The following is a 14,927-nucleotide window of genomic DNA, read 5'->3' as shown; positions in this document are numbered from 1 at the left end:
CTCATGCCTGCTCAAAACCTCCGTCTCTCCGATCGACAGCTCAAGGGAGTCAAACCCGCGTCCAAGGATTATGTCCTCACGGACGGTGACGGTTTGCAGCTCCGCGTACGCAGCAACGGCTCGTTGCTGTGGAATTTCAACTACCGCGAACCGGTGACCAAGAAGCGCATCAACATCGGCTTCGGGACCTATCCCGAACTGTCACTGGCGAATGCACGAAAGATGGCAGTCGAAGCCCGCGAACTGGTCGCACAGGGCATCGATCCGAAGGTGCAGCGCAACACGCTGAATGAAGCAAAGCGCGCAGAAACGGAGCACACCTTCGAGAACGTGGCCACCGCCTGGTTCGAGCTAAAGAAAGACTCGGTCACTCCGGCCTACGCCGAGGACATTTGGCGCTCGCTCACACTGCATGTGTTCCCCGACTTGAAGACGACTCCGCTCGTGAAAATCACCGCGCCTATGGTGATCGCTCTGCTTCGTCCAATCGAAGCGAAAGGCAGCCTGGAAACGGTCAAGCGTCTTAGCCAGCGGCTAAACGAGATCATGACCTACGGCGTGAACTCCGGCCTGATCTTCGCCAACCCGCTCAGTGGCATACGAGCGGTTTTCAAAAAGCCCAAGAAAGAAAACATGGCGGCCCTCCCGCCCGAAGAGCTCCCCGAGCTCATGCTGGAAATCGCAAATGCCAGCATCAAGCGCACCACCCGCTGCCTGATCGAATGGCAGCTGCACACCATAACTCGCCCCGCCGAGGCGGCAACTACTCGCTGGGCAGACATCGATTTTGAAAGGCGCGTCTGGACTATCCCACCAGAGCGGATGAAGAAGCGCCGCCCACACAGCATCCCGTTGAGTGATCACGCTGTCGCACTGTTGGAATCACTGAAGACTCACAGCGGCCATCGCGAATACGTCTTCCCGGCAGACAGAAATCCACGTACCCACGCCAATAGCCAAACGGCCAACATGGCATTGAAACGCATGGGGTTCCAGGATCGCTTGGTCAGCCACGGCATGCGCTCAATGGCCAGCACCATCTTGAATGAATATGGGTGGGACCCGGAGCTCATTGAGGTCGCACTGGCGCATGTAGACAAGGATGAGGTGCGTAGCGCCTACAACCGAGCGGACTACATCGAGCGCCGGCGTCCGATGATGGCCTGGTGGAGTGAGTACATCCAGAAGGCCGCCACCGGTAGCCTGCTCGCCTCAGCATACGGCCAAATCAGAGACAAGAACGTGGTGCCGATCCGCTAGCGCTATGCAGGCGCAATGACGACAGCAACAACAACTGAGCGTTCAAGATTCAGGGCGAGCAGCCTCGCTTATGCCCCGGTCATAGCATTGCTGAGTTCACCCAGCTCAGGATCTTCAGGCGCTGGTCTCGTCAGCCAGTGCAGCCTCCACCCGCCCACCGGTATCGGTGCTCAGGAGGCCAGATCATGAGATGCCCTTGCTCCCGGTCGTAAGGAGCCGCAAGTCCCGCGTAGTGGACATTCCCCACAGGTCGCAGGGGCCTTGATCCCTGATAACACTCAGCACTCCTGGCGGGATGACGTGGGGCGAGGGTCGGAGAACAGGCTATAAGGTGATCGACATGGCATTGACAGGTAGACGCGATGGTCGAAATTTCGGCTACGGTAGGCAATTGAGCTACGCAGGGCCGCAGGCGCTGAAAGACATGTTCGCCGGCGGTCATTACGGTACGGTCAAGGCGCACTGTGATCGGTGGCTGGCATTCGTGAAGTGGTGCCGCTCCGAACAGGGCCCCGGTATCAATGATGCGCGGCAGATTGATCGGAATGTGTTGGCCGACTATGCGACGTACCTGCGCGGCCTGGTTGGGCGCGGTGACCTCGCCGTCAGCACCGCACAAAACCGGCTATCCAGCGTTAACAGGACCATGGCGGCGCTTCGCGGTGATCAGTACGTGAAGTTACCAAGCCCGAGCAAGGCGTTGGGTATGCAGCGCACCAGGGTTCGCCAGTCGGTGCCGCAAGGGCAGGATCGCGCGCAGGTGCAGCAGATTGTCAATGTGCTTTGTAATCGTGAACAGCTACGCGCGGAGGCGATGATTCAGATGGCACGTGCCACTGGGATGCGGTTGCGCGAGACGATATTGGCTGATTTGCCCAGATTGATCCGTGAGGCTGACAAGCTCGGCAAGATCAATATCCAGGAGGGCACGAAAGGCGGCCGAGGTGGTGCTTCAGCGCCACGATGGATTGCAGTGGATGAACATATTCGGGATGCACTGAGGTTTGCGGCAAAGGTGTCGCCGAAAGGTAGCAGTAACATGATCGCGCCAAGCGAGAGCTATGCGAACGTATTGCAACGAGTAGCCGGGGCATCGCGGGACGTCCTGCATAAAAACGCCCTGAAAGGGTTTCATGAGTTGCGCGCGGCGTATGCCTGTGAGCGCTACGAGCAGATTACCCAGCATCCTGCACCGATTAATGGTGGTCATTGCTATGCCATCGATCCGCGCCTCGACCGTGAGGCTCGCATACAAATCAGCTATGAGCTAGGGCATGGCCGGATTGAGGTAGTCGCTGCCTACATCGGGGGACGGGTGTGACCAAGGCGTTTGATATGGAGGTGTTCTTGGCTGCCGCGCTGACTGGGTCTCACGCGACGCGGCAGCGACACTTGCGCCAAGCGAAGATTATCCAGGCCGCAATCGTACAGCGATGGCAGCGCGAGTCGCCTTGGGGATGGAAACGGAAGCATCTAGCTTGGTTTCTCAAACATAACCTGAAACATCGCGGTGAAGGCACACGATATTACTATCTGCTCACTGTTCGACTGATCACCCGACGCCTGGAAGCGTCATGGGTTTTCGATCTTTGAAAAGAAATAGGGCCTCCGCTGCGAACGGCTGCCAGAATCGGCCAGGAGCCGTCACCGAGATGCGTGGATGAAGCGATTTAAGTTCTGCTCCGAAGGTCAAACTAGCTTTAACTTCGCTAGGAAGGCCAATCCAATACTGACTGAATGGATACTCGACAAGGAATTGAATAGTCACGACGTAGATTGGACAGCTTGATGGCCTATTGCTACGCTAGATTAGTTCTGTGACATTGGCTGACACACAAGGAATAGTGCTTTGCCTAACGTGGAAAAAGTCAGGACGTTATCAATTCGGCTCCTACGCGAGGAGTTTGATATTGCGGAGGCGTTCAAGGACGAGTATTCGCCCGGCACTGGAAGAGTCCAGCTCGGGCGTAGCGACTGGCCGTTAGTGGAAGGTGGCGAGCTGTTTGTGGGTCAACTATTCACGAGCCGTCCAAGCTGGCTCGGGTTCTTGGAAGAGCAAGCAGGGCCTCAGCCTGAGAACCTGATTGCTAGCGGTGCCGGAGGCGTCCTGTTTTTGCCTACAGATGACCGCATTTTCGCCATCTGCTTCGGGCATATTCATTTTGCTCTCAATGACGAAGCATTCGAACGCCAGTTTGGCCTTAAGGTCACTCTTAACTCAGTGCCGCGTGATGGACTGCGGACGCTGGACCTGGCGACACCAGATGCCGTCACATTCCAGAAGCGAGTGCAGGCTAGCAAAGACAGTGATGTGCAGGATTTTGGAGTAGATGTTCTCAGAGACCTCGCGCGCGTAGCGGGTGGTACTCCCAGTGATGCGTCCTTCGCAAGATTTGCAGCCGGCCGTGACACTCTTTCGATTACGTGCAAACTAACGTCAGAGACTCTGGCGGATAAGTGCGAGCAGGTACTGGCTGTCTATCGAAGCGATACGTACAAGCAGCGATTCCCGTGGATCGACAACATGCAGGTTGTGCGGATAAAGGAGACTCTCGCTATCCTCGACGGCCACTTGTTCGAGGCAATTAACTCATTGCGAGCAGGGGATGAGAGTGAGCTCCATATGGCCCCCCCAGAGATTGTTGACTATGAGGAAGGCTGTCTCCTTCATTACAACGGCTTCGGCAGCAGTGGTACAGATTTTCACAGCCTGTCGATCGAAGACTATGTGGCGGAACTAAATCGCTGTGAGTTCGATGGTACGATTGATGACATCCGCGAGCGCCACTACATCAAAGCCAAGGCACCAGATGCTGAGGTGTTCAAGGAGCAGTGGCGGGTATACCACTGCTTTACCTTCGAAACCAACCTCAGAGCGGATGGTGAGGATCGCAGCTACGTGCTTTTCGCTGGGCACTGGTACAGCGTAGACCGCAATTTCAAACGACAGGTCGAAGCTCGTTTCCAGGCTATCCCTCGGGTAGATATCATAGGGCCGACCGAGTGTCGGAACGAGCGAGAGCTCATTGCAAATCTCGTTGAGCATCGTGAAGATCTGCTATGCCTGGATCAGGTAAAAATCAATCCGCAGGGGGTCCGCTATGCCAACATCGAACCGTGCGATTTTCTGTCCAGTGATAAACAGTTTATCCATCTGAAGGACGGCCACTCTTCGGGGCCAATAAGCCACCTTTGGTCACAAGGCGTGGTGAGTGCGGAGGCGCTTGTGAGCGATGCAGATTTTCGCAAGAAGCTGCGCAGCGTAGTGCGAGGGCGCCGTAGCGAGGCTGTACGCCTCTTGCCTGCAATCAATGGTCGTGTCGTCCGAGCCGACTATACCGTCGTCTATGGCGTAATGCGCAAACCCTACAAGAATGGAGAACTTGATCTGCCTTTTTTCAGCAAGGTGAGTCTTCAGGCGGCCGTGGACCGCATTGATCAGCTCGATATTCCCGTCGCGCTGGAGATCATCGCCAAACCTGCCAACGAGCAAGACGAAGGAGAAGAGTAGGGATAGGGTAGAGCAACAGGTCTGCAGGGCAAGCACACCGCGACAGATTCGCAATTACTCTCTCCAGATTACTACCTGAAATCAAATTTTGAAGTTGCCACTTCAAACCCACGGCAAACGTCGGGTCAGTAAAATACTCCCCGGTTCAACCACCGCGCTGCAAGCAACAAACCTACGCTTTAAACTAATCAATATTGCCTCGACTCAGCAACAATCTCATCTCCTGCTGTAATACGCTTAGCTCGAGCTGCAATTTTTCTTGTCGCTCCAATAGTGTAGCCATAGACTCCACTCCCACTACGACAGGAGGGGTAACATATCTAGAAACCGTCAAATTCCAATCGTTTTCCTCCAAATCCTTAACAGGAACACAACAAGCAACACCATCAACAGCTTTTCGCTCTACATACAAGCTTACAACTCTATCTATCGCGTCTTCCCCCAAACGATTCAGGCGTTGACTTCTCGAAAAGTAACTTGACCCATCAATAAAAAGCACATCTCTAGATACCGAAGACTTCGTCATTATCAAGATATTCGCCGGTACGGCAGTACCATAAAATGACATTGGAGGAATTGAAATAATGGCATCCACATTATTCTCTAACAGCATCTTCCTTCTGATCTCCCTCTCTACTCCCCCTCTAAATAAAACCCCCATAGGCACAACCATTGCTGCTCGACCATTTTCATTCAAACTGAAAAGGACATTCTGGATAAATGCAAAATCCGCATTAGCTTGAGGAGGCAGCCCATAGCGCAGAAAGTCAACAGATCTTTCGCCATCCCAATGACGAAGCGAAAAAGGCGGATTTGCAAGAGCCAAATCAAACTTTCCGTAAACCTTCTCTTCATAATCCATACGGGTTAGCGCATCACAAACCTCTATACTATCCACACTAACTCCGTGGACATAAGCGTTTGCCATCGCTATAAAAGCTGTCTCAGCAGACCTTTCCCGCCCTAAAATATACAGCCAATTCCTTTCCGATGACTCCTTAACTTTATTGATAGCTCCTATCAAAAACTCTCCGGAGCCACATACCGGGTCATATAGCTTTTCTCCACTTTTAGGATCGAGAAGCTGGACCATCAAACTAACTATTCCATCAGGAGTAAAGAAATATCCTCCCTTATTAGAATTCCGCTCAGCAAGCTCTACCAAGAACCACTCAAAGAGTGAGGCCAACCCATCTTCGCAATTATACTCTTCAAAAGAAAAACGCCTAAACTCATCCCAAAGCCTAACCAACTCACTCCTCTCCGACAAATCAGAATTGAAGACAGGCTGTACTTCACTCCAAATACTTAGAATGGACCCTGAGAAAAACGAACTAGAACTCCTCTCAACTATCTTCGCAACAACAGATTCCAACGACTCCACATCGCACAACTCATCAAGATCTGAGTGCTTAATCAAGCCCTCTCTCGCTTGGATACTCCGCTCTTCCTTGAGTAGATCAAATGCTTTTTTGCAGACCATAAAAAGCAATAGAACCTTTACTGCATTCAGATCCGTTCCACTCACGCGCATACGCTCAATACTTTCCAGCACAAACGATTTCAAACCAGCAAACGAAATACCCATATTAATCAGTCTCCACCCAACATTTCGTGCGCAGCACTTGCCACCATATTCTCTCCATTAACAATCAACTCACGCAACGTATTCCTCTGCGCACACCAATTATGATAAATATCAATGATTCGCTCTTGATTTTTCAGGCTTGGAACTGGCACCGATATTTCAAGCAAATTCTTAACACTTATATTGGGTATGCTTGCGGAGGTTCGTATGGATTCGAGTAAAACACTGCCCTTAGCTGAATTAAAAAACCAATGAAGGTACTCCAACTTCACCCCTCCATCCTGTCTAGGACGAATTATGGCGACTTGGTTTGTTGTGGTGACATTACCGATCTCCCCTCTAAACACCATGGCTTCAGTTCGCGTACCTCTCAGCGGCAATAGCAAATCTCCGGCTTGGAGTTTAACCTTCAGTTTAGATGGCTCGATATCAGCATAAGGGAGGGAGGTTATATCATTCAGTTCCCCCTCGCGGACGTCCTTTATCTGAATCAACCTAACGCCGCTTTCGGGACTGTCTGTCTCCGCTCGCTCCCGAAAAGTCTGACCTAATGAGACATCAGCGATGTGAGAGAGTATTTTTTTCGCCACCATTGATTAACTTCCCATGTTCAAATTTTTTTATATCTACTTGCAGGTTTCTAGTTTCACTGCCATCAGCATGTACCTGCCACGAATGATTGAAGCCGACCTCGATATTGGGGCTGAGAGCAAGGTAGACCACAAGGGAAAGATACGTCGGGGGTGCTAATTTCAATCGTTTTCGTTTCATTTTATCTCCTTGCGTGTCTGCCAATAGTCAATTCGATCCGTTGCAATCGCAGAATGCAATCATACTGCAGTCGACTTGGAAGCCATGCTAAGGGAATGCCAGTGAGCCGTCAATGCAGTATTGATGCATTCTGCATTTCTGTACGCAAAAAGGTCAGCTTGAAGAGACAAGCCTTACGAGATGAAATGCACCCTACCTAAGCCAGAGGGGCGTCCAGCGATTCGACAGCAAATAGCTTTCAAAGCCGCTTGCCCCTCAAGGTTGAGGACTAGCCGATCTCTACTTACTCGGCCTCACTAGGTCAAAGAGCTCTGCCCCAGGACCTTTCTTTAACAGCTCGTACACCACCGTCAGGAACACCTCGCGTGTCGATTCATCGCTGAGCAGCTTGGTCGCCATACTAGTATGGCTGCTCATGGCGGCAGCGATGGCAGATATGGCTTTTGAAGGCAGGTCCGCCTTCATGGTCTGTTCCATCGTGTTGTTCTGCACTTGGGCCATCACCACGCGGTCAGCGCGAAGCTTCTCGGAAACGTGCACCGCGAAGGCCACCTGGTCAGTGTCGGTAATGTCCTTGCCGAAGGAGTTGTTGAGCTTCTCAATCAACTCGGCGAGGTATTTTTTCTCGCGGTCGCGGGCGTCGCGCAGGCCGTTATCGGTCATACCATAGAGGCCAGGCGTTTCACCCAGCACGGCAACGCCACTGAGGTTGCTGCCCTTCTTGATCTTGTAGTGGCTGAGTTTGAGGTCCCCCAAATCCACCTGTTCGGCGGTGATGCCTTTAAGCCGCTTACGCAGCAGGCGCGCATAGCTGGCGAAGGCCTCCAGGCTCGGGTCGCCGAAGTCGATCAACTGGGCGATATACTCGTAGCTGCGCACGAATTTGATCAGGCTCTCGCTGAAGATCATCAGCTCGTCGCGCGCCTTGCAGTACTCCGCACGCTGCACGTCGGCGTACTCCATATCTTTGTCGCTGCCCTCGCCATGGGCCTTTTCCCAGGCTTTTTCCCACTGGTCGATGGCATCGTTGAGCGTCTTCAGCTTTCCGTTGAAGCGGTCGGTGGCCGACTGTGTAAGCGAGAACAGCTTCTGGTGCGTCACCTTCGGATCGACGATGGCATCACCAAAAGCCTCCACCTCAGCCTGCTCATAGATGAACATGCCATCCAGGCGCTGCTTGATGTCGTAGACGATGTTCGGATCCTGGATGTCCGCCACCTGGGCATCACGATAGAAGGTCTTGAACGACGCCAGTATCTCGTCGGCCTTGTTAGCGAAATCGATGACGAATGTCTTGTCTTTCCCGGGGAAGGTGCGGTTCAGACGCGAGAGGGTCTGCACGGCCTCCACACCGGATATTTTCTTGTCCAAGTACATGGCCACCAGCTTGGGCTGATCGAAACCGGTCTGGTACTTATTGGCGACGATCATCACTCGGTAGTCCGGGGTGTCGAACACCTTACGCATATCGCGGCCATGCAGGCCGGGGTTCAGGTTGGTTTCACTGAACTGGTGATCCTTGGGCAGACTGGGCTCTTCCACATCCGAATTGGGCACCTCACCTGAGAAGGCCACCATCGCCAGCACGTTGTCGTAGCCCTTGCGCTTGCAGTAGTCCTCCAGCGCCAAGTGGTACTTCACCGCTGCAGCACGCGAGCTGGTCACCACCATGGCCTTGGCCTGGCCGCCGAGCAGGTGCGCCACGTTTTTGCGGAAGTGCTCGACGATCAGTTCGACCTTCTGCCCCACATTCACCGGGTTGAGCGACAGCCACTTGGCCAGTTTGCGCCCGGCGCTCTTCTCGTCTACCCGCTTGTCATCGACCATCTCGCTGCCGATTTTGAACGCCACCTCGTAGCTGGTGTAGTTCTTCAGCACATCAAGGATGAAGCCTTCGTCGATGGCCTGCTGCATGGTGTAGGGATGGAACGGTGCGGGCGGGTTGTCGGTGCTAACCGGCTGCGCCGGATTACGCGGACGGCCGAACAGGCTCAGCGTCGAATGTTTAGGCGTGGCGGTGAAGGCGAAGTAGCTAGCATTACCTGGGCGCGAGCGCGAGCTCTGCCACACGGACAACCGCTCCGCTTTGGAGAGTTTCTCCCACTCCACCTCGCTCTGCCCAGTCAGTACATAACGCAGATCATCCGCCGTGCTGCCCCCGGTGGAGCTGTGCGCCTCGTCGATGATGATGGCGAAACGGCGATCGCGCAGACTCTGCTCGCCGAGGATGACCTTCTGCGCATAGGGAAACGTCTGTAGGGTACAGACGATAATCGGCACACCATCGAGCATCGCCTTGGCCAACTGCTGGCTCTTGGGCAGATTCGACTGTTGGCGGTCGATGGCGCATACGACGCCGGCCTGGTGCTCGATCTGCTGGATGGCATCCTGCAACTGCTGGTCAAGCACCTGACGGTCGGTCACCACGATCACACTGTGGAAATACGGCTCACCGTCCGGACGGCGCACACGAATCAGCGAATGCGCGGTCCACGCGATGGTATTGGTCTTGCCCGAGCCAGCGCTGTGCTGGATCAGGTACGGTTGCCCTGCACCTTCTACCCGCACCGCGTCGATCATCTTGGTCACGCCCTCCCACTGATGGAAGCGCGGGAAGATCAGGCCTTCCTTGAAGTAGGTTTTACCGTTGACGTCCTGGGCTTCCTTACGCTCCTGCAGCACGAAGCGGTGGAAGATATGCAGCCAGTTGTCCTTCTGCAGCACGCGCTCCCAGAAGTAGCTCACCGGGTAGCTACCGTTGTCGCCCGGCGGGTTGCCGGCGGCGCCATCGTTGCCCCGGTTGAACGGCAGGAAGAAGGTCGAATCCCCGGCCAGCTTGGTGGTCATGCGTATGTCGCTATCGCTCATGGCGAAATGCACCACCGCGCCACGCTTGAAGGTGAGCAGCGGCTCTAGGCCACCGCTCTTGCGCTCAGGACGGCGGTCCATGCAGTACTGCTGCATGGCGGCCTGGACTGACTGGGTGAAGTCGGTCTTCAACTCCACCGTGGCCACCGGGATACCGTTGATGAAGAAAGCCAGATCGATTTCGTCAGCCTTGTCCAACGAATAACGCAGTTGCGGCACTACGCGCAGACGGTTCGCCGCATAGCGGGCGGTCACCGTGTCGTTGCGCTCATCCTCGGGCAGAGCCTGGCTCATAGCCAGGGTGCCGCCACCGGCCACAGCAAAGCCGTAACGCAACACATTCACCGTGCCGCCATCAACCTTGTTCTCCAGCTGCTTGACCAGCCGGTCCAGCACCACATCACGCGCGCCAACACCATTGAGGGCAACGATCTTGGCCATGGCCACTGGCTGACTATCGTCCAGCCAGCCCACCACGTCTTCAGGGATTAGCGCCCGCCCTTGGTCATAATCAGCCGACTTACCCACCAGCCAGCCAGCGCCTTCAAGCTGCCCGACGATATAGCGTTCAAGTTCGCACTCGTGGTGGATATGACTCATCGTTTCGTCCTTAAACTTCGCGGCCATCCTTGGGAACGGCCCCTCTAATAATGTCTATTGGGTGTATCTACTGATACAGCCGGGGCACATCGACTCACCATCGTCGTAGATGCCGCCAGTCAATTCCGTAAGTAGTGGCACCACTAAGATCAACCGCTGCGGCTACTTGATCTTATTCATCGAGCCACTCGCTTTCTGGCTTTACACCGATACCACTCAGTTGACTATCCTGCCAGGCAGCATAAGTTTCGCCACTACCTTCAACCTGCCAAGCCGTTCGACCACTGGCTGCGCGCCCACACACAACCGCTGCTGCGGCGCTCGGGCTACTGAAGGCATAGTCGTCCTTGAACACCAGGTACTCACTTCCGTCACAGACCATCACACCATCACTCACCAACTGCTGGTATAGATTCCGGTAGTTGTGATCCGCGGTTCCTACCCATTGAGCTCGAGCTCGGGACCCTTTCAGTACAAAGAACTCACCATCAACCTCTTGCGCTTGCGCGCGCTCCTTGCTCTTTGGAAGCTGTAATGCAAAACGCGGCGACTGGCTAACCGGTTGCTCGACGGGGACCATAACGAGCTTGGAGGGTTTGATCAGCTCGCGCAGGAAGTCGAAGCCCAGCACTGGTAGCACGATGCGGATCTGCTCGAGGAAAAACGCCATGTCAGCACGGTCCGACTCAGGCAAGTTGGTGTAGCTATGCGCTGTGCCATTACCTATTACACAGCGACCGGCTTGACTGGCGATCTGGATAAGTTGGCTCTCCAGATACTTGGCATGGGCCTTGGTCAGGTTCTGGTCCTTGCTGGTAATTAGGCACACACGTTCCCAGAAGTCCTTACCACCCTGCTCTTGAGGACGGTTATGTTGCTTCAGACGCTGGGCCACATCATCAGACTCGCCGATATACACCCGGGTGCGCAGGCTGTCGTCCGGGTCGGGGCCGACAAGAAAGTACACGCCGGTGCGCGCGCATTCAGGACGTTGCACCAGTTCAGCCAGCTTGGAACGCGGGCCGGTCAGCACATGGCCGGTCCAGTTCATAATCTCGGCGGTCAGCAGGCCATTGGGCGTGCCATCCACGAGAAACAAACGCAGGCTGCGGCCCTGGCTCATACCGCCTCCCGCAAATCGATCTGACCGGTGACCGCGGAAGTGATCAGGGCGGAGCGGTGTTCTTTTAGGAGTTCGATGCTGCGCTCGGTCTTATCAATGACAATCTTGAAACGACCAAGCTGACCACTCAACGCACTGACGATACCTCGTTGCTCATCAACTGGTGGGCGAGCAAGTCGAATAGCCTCGATATCCGGCATGTAAATAGTCTTGTGGGTCGACCCCATCATCAAGCGATCAAAATCCGGTTTCATGGCCAGCAGTACGTAGTAGAGGTACTCGTTAAATAGCTCACTAGTACATGTCCACACTGCGAAATCTTGGGAGGTTGCCATGTCGACCGCCATGATGCCCGGAAAGCCCACAGATGCAGTCCGGGACAAGAATACGGAGCCGGCAGGCAGCAAACGGGCTGATGAATTTTCCAGGCCTAGCTGACTGACCTTTTCAGAGGTCTCCGACACATACTTCTGCTCACCACTACGAACCTGCCAGACATCTGCGAGCGTGAACCACGGAACAGTGCAGTCAACCCAGTACTCTGGCTTCGAGCGACTGGGCGTATGGCCTGACTCCAACCGAGCTGTATGCCTTAATTGCAAAACATTCCAATGCTCCGGCACCTCTCCCAGCCACTCCACACCGGATGCTTTCATCTTCACATTGGGGTCAAGGCCCTTAGTGACGGCATTGATGATCAGCGCCTGGCGTTTTTCGCGCAGCAGTTCGATAAAGCGGGTTTTCTTTTCAATCAGCGCGTCGATGTGAGCAGTTTCGCGGCTCACATACACTGCGATGATCTGGCGCTCACTTTCCGGCGGCACAGGCAGAAACAAATCGATAATGCGCTCTACTGCCAAACCAGGCTGAGCAGACGATATCGAGTACTGACCTAGATTCATTGCTCGCAACAGTTCGCCTAGCCAGCGAACCGCAGTGGGTACATAAGGTGAAACGACTACCGCATGCTCCGAAGCCCAGAACTTGCCGTCGGCATAATTGATGTTCCCGCATAACGCGCCCTGTCGTCCCACGAGGGAATAGGCTCCTTCATGAGTAAAAGCAGTGCAGTATCCGCGAAGGCCGTTCCCACCATAAACAGGGTATGCACCCTCTTCTTCGATTGTCTCGCTCGTAATGAAGTCGCCGCTCTGTAACGATGCCAACCATTTGAGCTTTCTGACATCCCAATGCTCCGGCACCATCCCCAACCACTCCACCCCGGAGTCCTTGTAGGCCGGATAAGGCTTGTAATGGCTCATGCCGTCACCTCGCCCAACAACGCGGCGATCTCGGCCTCCACGACCTTGAGGTCGGCATCGATCTCGGCCAGCGGGCGCGGTGGCTGGTAGACGTAGAAGAAACGGTTGAAGTTGATCTCGTAGCCGACGATGCCGACTTGGCCGTCCTTCGCGTCCGTCTTGCCGTTGTCGATCCAGGCATCCGGCACATTGGGCAACACCTCACGGGCGAAATAGTCGTCGATGCTCTGGCTGAGCGGGACGTTCTCGTACTCGCGCAGGTCGGAATCAGCCTGTATGGTGCCCTTGTCGTCCAGCACCGGCTGAGCATTGGCATCGCGCTCGCCGAAACACACCAGCGCGGCTTTCATCGCGCCCTTTCCAAGTTTCTTGATCCCAGCAGCCTTGAGGAAAGCCCGCAGGCTGTCGAACTCGCCCGGCACGCCAGCAAAAGCTTCGACCTGATCGGCTCCCTTGATATTTTCGTAGGCGGCGAGCTTGTCCGAGGTGACGGAGAAGCGCAGGCGCAGCGGGCGCTCGACGGTGATGCGGCGATAGCCGAAGTCGGTGGTGGCGAAGATCTTGGAGTTCGGACCGTCTTCAAACGCCTCATGTAGCTTGGCGATCTCGACGATCTGCTCGTCGGCGAGATACTTGCGCTTGCTGCCCAGGCTCTTGCGCATCGGCGCATGCATGCCGCTGGCGTCGATCATCTGTACCTTGCCTTTGCGCAGCGCGTCCTTGTGGTTGGACAGCACCCAGACATAGGTGCCTATGCCGGTGTTGTAGAACAGGTCGGTGGGTAGGGCGATGATCGCCTCCAGCCAGTCGTTCTCCAGTATCCAGCGACGGATCTCCGACTCGCCCGAGCCAGCACCTCCGTTGAACAGTGGCGAGCCGGACAGCACGATGCCGATGCGGCTGCCGCCCAACTCAAGCGGTTTGCGCTTGGACAGCAGGTGCATGAGGAACAGCAGCGAACCATCACCCACGCGCGGCAGGCCGGCGCCGAAGCGGCCGGCGAAACCTTGCTGGCTATGCTCGGCCTGCACCTGCTTCTGGACGTTCTCCCACTTCACGCCGAACGGCGGGTTGGCCAGGCAGTAGTCGAACTGCTCATGGCGCAGGTGATCGTCGGACAGGGTGTTGCCGAGCTTGATGTTACGGGTGTCGTAGCCCTGGATCAGCTTGTCCGCCACAGAGATGGCGTAGGTTTCCGGGTTTAGCTCCTGGGCGTAGGGTACCAGGCGAGCATTTGGATTCCACTCGTAGACCTGCTCGATGGCCGAAGACAGAAAGCCGCCCGTGCCGGCGGCGCAGTCGTACACGGTGCGCACCACACCATCGCCGTTGAGTGCCTGATGATCCGGCGCAAATACCAAGGTGGTGGCCAGGCGCACCACATCACGCGGGGTAAAGTACTGCCCGGCATCATCGTTGGATGACTCGGCAAACTTGCGGATCAGGTGCTCGAAGATAAGCCCCATTTCGTGGTTGCTGATCTTGTCCGGGTGCAAATCGACTGCTGCAAACTTCTGCGTAACCAGGTACAGCAGGTTGGCTTTCTCCAGCTTTTCCAACCACCGGTCAAAGGCGAAATGCTCGAACACCTGATGGGCGTTGGCGGAGAACTTGGCGATGTAGTCTTCCAGGTTGGCGCGGGTGCTGGTGGAGCCCACGCTGTCCAGGGAAAACTGCGAGACGTTGTAGAAGGTTGCGCCGGCCGTCGTCGGCAAGATCAGGTCCATGTCCACGCCACTGGCCTTCATCGCCTCATACTGGCTGCGTACCTTGCCGCGGGTGGGTTCCAATACACATTCCAGACGACGCAGCACGGTGAACGGAAGGATGATGCGGCCGTACTCGGAGGGCTTGAAGGCTCCTAGAAGCAGATCTGCGATATTCCAGATGAAGGGGGCCAGGGTCTGCTGGTTCACGCGCACGTTCCTTACACAGAAGCAGGGA

Annotated in this window: 11 protein-coding genes; 4 read left to right on the top strand and 7 right to left on the bottom strand. The window is 55.3% G+C overall.

Going from position 1 to position 14,927, the window contains the following annotated elements; all coding sequences use genetic code 11:
* Window positions 1-3 precede the first annotated feature (3 nt).
* The 4 genes from PSH73_RS03515 (at window position 4) to PSH73_RS03500 (ending at window position 4,771) form a co-directional block, all read left to right on the top strand.
* On the top strand, window positions 4-1,260 hold the full coding sequence (locus tag PSH73_RS03515; RefSeq protein ID WP_305461953.1) for an integrase domain-containing protein: 1,257 nt from the start codon (window positions 4-6) through the stop codon (window positions 1,258-1,260).
* A gap of 340 nt (window positions 1,261-1,600) precedes the next feature.
* Complete coding sequence (locus PSH73_RS03510) at window positions 1,601-2,581, top strand: integrase domain-containing protein (protein WP_305461951.1); 981 nt, start codon at window positions 1,601-1,603, stop codon at window positions 2,579-2,581.
* On the top strand, window positions 2,578-2,853 hold the full coding sequence (locus PSH73_RS03505) for a hypothetical protein (RefSeq protein WP_305461949.1): 276 nt from the start codon (window positions 2,578-2,580) through the stop codon (window positions 2,851-2,853). Before PSH73_RS03510 ends, PSH73_RS03505 begins: the two co-directional genes overlap by 4 nt.
* A 265-nt stretch (window positions 2,854-3,118) precedes the next feature.
* Window positions 3,119-4,771 (top strand): DUF6119 family protein, encoded by a 1,653-nt coding sequence (locus PSH73_RS03500; RefSeq protein ID WP_305462683.1) that lies wholly within the window; start codon window positions 3,119-3,121, stop codon window positions 4,769-4,771.
* A gap of 184 nt (window positions 4,772-4,955) precedes the next feature.
* Here the strand turns inward: PSH73_RS03500 and PSH73_RS03495 are convergent, their stop codons facing one another.
* The 7 genes from PSH73_RS03495 to PSH73_RS03465 form a co-directional block, all read right to left on the bottom strand.
* Complete coding sequence (locus tag PSH73_RS03495) at window positions 4,956-6,359, bottom strand: N-6 DNA methylase (protein ID WP_177144859.1); 1,404 nt, start codon at window positions 6,357-6,359, stop codon at window positions 4,956-4,958.
* Between the two features lie 5 nt (window positions 6,360-6,364).
* A complete protein-coding gene (locus PSH73_RS03490) occupies window positions 6,365-6,952 on the bottom strand; it encodes a restriction endonuclease subunit S (RefSeq protein ID WP_177144860.1) in 588 nt (195 codons plus the stop codon).
* A complete protein-coding gene (locus PSH73_RS03485) occupies window positions 6,918-7,130 on the bottom strand; it encodes a hypothetical protein (protein ID WP_177144861.1) in 213 nt (70 codons plus the stop codon). Before PSH73_RS03485 ends, PSH73_RS03490 begins: the two co-directional genes overlap by 35 nt.
* Window positions 7,131-7,409: 279 nt before the next feature.
* On the bottom strand, window positions 7,410-10,598 hold the full coding sequence (locus tag PSH73_RS03480) for a type I restriction endonuclease subunit R (protein WP_305461944.1): 3,189 nt from the start codon (window positions 10,596-10,598) through the stop codon (window positions 7,410-7,412).
* Window positions 10,599-10,770: 172 nt separating this feature from the next.
* On the bottom strand, window positions 10,771-11,721 hold the full coding sequence (locus PSH73_RS03475; protein WP_094774595.1) for a GIY-YIG nuclease family protein: 951 nt from the start codon (window positions 11,719-11,721) through the stop codon (window positions 10,771-10,773).
* Window positions 11,718-12,983 carry a restriction endonuclease subunit S gene (locus PSH73_RS03470; protein ID WP_218177019.1) on the bottom strand — a complete coding sequence of 422 codons (1,266 nt, stop codon included), beginning with the start codon at window positions 12,981-12,983 and terminating at the stop codon, window positions 11,718-11,720. Before PSH73_RS03470 ends, PSH73_RS03475 begins: the two co-directional genes overlap by 4 nt.
* Entirely contained in the window at window positions 12,980-14,899 is a 1,920-nt protein-coding gene (locus PSH73_RS03465) for a class I SAM-dependent DNA methyltransferase (RefSeq protein WP_305461939.1), read from the bottom strand. Before PSH73_RS03465 ends, PSH73_RS03470 begins: the two co-directional genes overlap by 4 nt.
* Window positions 14,900-14,927 lie beyond the last annotated feature (28 nt).

It is taken from the genome of Pseudomonas sp. FP2294, from assembly GCF_030687625.1.
GTDB classification, from domain to species: domain Bacteria; phylum Pseudomonadota; class Gammaproteobacteria; order Pseudomonadales; family Pseudomonadaceae; genus Aquipseudomonas; species Aquipseudomonas shahriarae.
Note: the sequence above shows the minus strand (reverse complement) of the source record. Positions and strands in the feature narration are given on the sequence as shown.

Excerpts from the sequence above, each read along its gene's own strand:
- PSH73_RS03515 (WP_305461953.1), top strand. The coding sequence starts at position 4 with ATGCCTGCTCAAAACCTCCGTCTCTCCGATCGACAGCTCAAGGGAGTC.
- PSH73_RS03510 (WP_305461951.1), top strand. The coding sequence starts at position 1,601 with ATGGCATTGACAGGTAGACGCGATGGTCGAAATTTCGGCTACGGTAGG.
- PSH73_RS03495 (WP_177144859.1), bottom strand. The coding sequence starts at position 6,359 with ATGGGTATTTCGTTTGCTGGTTTGAAATCGTTTGTGCTGGAAAGTATT.
- PSH73_RS03490 (WP_177144860.1), bottom strand. The coding sequence starts at position 6,952 with ATGGTGGCGAAAAAAATACTCTCTCACATCGCTGATGTCTCATTAGGT.
- PSH73_RS03485 (WP_177144861.1), bottom strand. The coding sequence starts at position 7,130 with ATGAAACGAAAACGATTGAAATTAGCACCCCCGACGTATCTTTCCCTT.
- PSH73_RS03480 (WP_305461944.1), bottom strand. The coding sequence starts at position 10,598 with ATGAGTCATATCCACCACGAGTGCGAACTTGAACGCTATATCGTCGGG.
- PSH73_RS03475 (WP_094774595.1), bottom strand. The coding sequence starts at position 11,721 with ATGAGCCAGGGCCGCAGCCTGCGTTTGTTTCTCGTGGATGGCACGCCC.
- PSH73_RS03470 (WP_218177019.1), bottom strand. The coding sequence starts at position 12,983 with ATGAGCCATTACAAGCCTTATCCGGCCTACAAGGACTCCGGGGTGGAG.